Annotated in this window: 3 protein-coding genes; all 3 read right to left on the bottom strand. The window is 27.3% G+C overall.

The genetic code is table 11. The features are described from left to right. Positions 1-535 (bottom strand): ISL3 family transposase (locus Q428_RS13905; protein ID WP_035381977.1); only part of this gene is annotated, 535 nt, incomplete at its 3' end. A 200-nt stretch (positions 536-735) separates the two neighbouring features. Beyond that, complete coding sequence (gene tnpB, locus Q428_RS13910) at positions 736-1,086, bottom strand: IS66 family insertion sequence element accessory protein TnpB (protein ID WP_035381979.1); 351 nt, start codon at positions 1,084-1,086, stop codon at positions 736-738. Next, a complete protein-coding gene (gene tnpA / locus Q428_RS13915; RefSeq protein ID WP_035381981.1) occupies positions 1,080-1,415 on the bottom strand; it encodes an IS66 family insertion sequence element accessory protein TnpA in 336 nt (111 codons plus the stop codon). The genes tnpB and tnpA overlap by 7 nt, the downstream gene beginning before the upstream one ends. Positions 1,416-1,731: the final 316 nt, after the last annotated feature.

Consider the following 1,731-nt stretch of genomic DNA (forward strand, 5'->3'; position numbering starts at 1 on the left):
AATCAATTACTTTATGATTAACAGGATCAACTAATATACAGTGATATTTTGAGCCACCAGAATTACCTTTAAATTCATCAATAGATATAACTTCAGGCAAAGAATACGCAGTATAACTAACAGTATCAAAAATGCGTTTTACAGTATGGGCGGAAACATTGGCTTTTAAGGAAACATGCTTCATGCTATTAACATTAGATAGTTCGTTAATTATGAAGAAAGATAAGCGGTTTGTCATTCTATGATAGCGTGGAAGAAAATATAGTTTTTCATAAAAGCGCTTACCGCATTCTGAGCATACTAATCTCCTTTTTCTAAGAATGATAAAAGTTTTTTTAAACTGAATGGGTACATCTTTAATTCTTTGTTTTCTGTAATCATGAACTTTAGATGTAGTATAGCCACAAACTGGACAAACATGTGGTTTCTTTTTAGTTTCAACAAATATCTCAATAAAATCATCTCTATTAACAACGTTTTTTACAAAAACATCTTTTAAGTTTAGTAAATTGTTGATAAAATTATACTTAAGCACTTTATTGGATGCCTCCTTTCTAAAATTTTGTTGAGGTTAATTTTATTTTAGCAAAGTTGGCGTCTGAATAAAGTGCTTTTTTCTATTTAAATAAAAATGTTGAGGTTTACCACCCCAACATTTATTATAGAACCATATATTTATAATACCACAAAAACCGTTGAAAATAAAGGCTTTTCAACGTTTTGTGTGATGAAATTTTAAAAATAATTACTTGGTTTTATTGGCTTGAACTTAGAAACTGTTCTTACTTCATAGCCTTTTAAAAGCCAACGTAATTCTTCTATATTTACTTTCAATGCTTCTTCTGTCGTAGTAGAACATTTGAAGCGATTCGCTTCTAAACGGTGATAATATAGCCAAAAACCTTCGTCAAAGTGAAGAATTTTTAATTTATCCATTTGTTTATTACAAAAAACAAATAAGGCTTTTTCAAATGGATTTAGTTTTAATTGATTCTGTACTATCATAACTAACCCATCAATACTTTTTCTTAGATCTGTGTAGCCACAGGCAAGATAAACTGTTTCTATTTTATCTATATTTAACATTTTGAAACCAATTCCTTAATTATTGATGTAATTAGAGTAGTTTCACTAACGGGAATAGATACTATAGCATTTCCTATTGAAATTTTCACTTCTTTTGAAGGTATTATATTTTGATCTATATTATTTTCCTCAGTATTTAATGAAATGGCATGGAAAACAGGTGCGTTATTCTCAACTTCTGATTTCTCTAATCTTTTTTTATGATAATAAAATTGACTTTTAGTAAGTTTATTTTCTATACAAAAATCTTTAACAGTTATTGTGCCTTTACAGGCATCAAATTTATTAATATATTCTTCCCAAGTTGCATTATCTAATTTTCTAGACATAGTTACCCTCCCAATAATAATCTTATGAAATAAGTTTATCAGTGAGAAGATATGCTATCTAGGTACTTAATTTTTGACGCTTACTCATAAAAATTGAGGCTATCTATAAATTAGATAACCTCTTTTAATTTTTGTATAGTATTTAGTTTGTTTTTTTAATTAAAGTTAAAATAGTCATCTTTCATGAGTATCATTATATTTTTATTATTTATAGCACTCCACCTAACCTTTTAAACAAATCATACTATTTGTGGATACTTAGTTAAATTATTTTCTCTCTAATAATACTATACTGTTAAATTTTATAGAAAAGACG

Source organism: Fervidicella metallireducens AeB, assembly GCF_000601455.1.
Taxonomy (GTDB): domain Bacteria; phylum Bacillota; class Clostridia; order Clostridiales; family Caloramatoraceae; genus Fervidicella; species Fervidicella metallireducens.

Bases quoted from the DNA above. Each gene is read 5' to 3' on its own strand.
- tnpB (WP_035381979.1), bottom strand. From the start codon at position 1,086: ATGTTAAATATAGATAAAATAGAAACAGTTTATCTTGCCTGTGGCTAC.
- tnpA (WP_035381981.1), bottom strand. From the start codon at position 1,415: ATGTCTAGAAAATTAGATAATGCAACTTGGGAAGAATATATTAATAAA.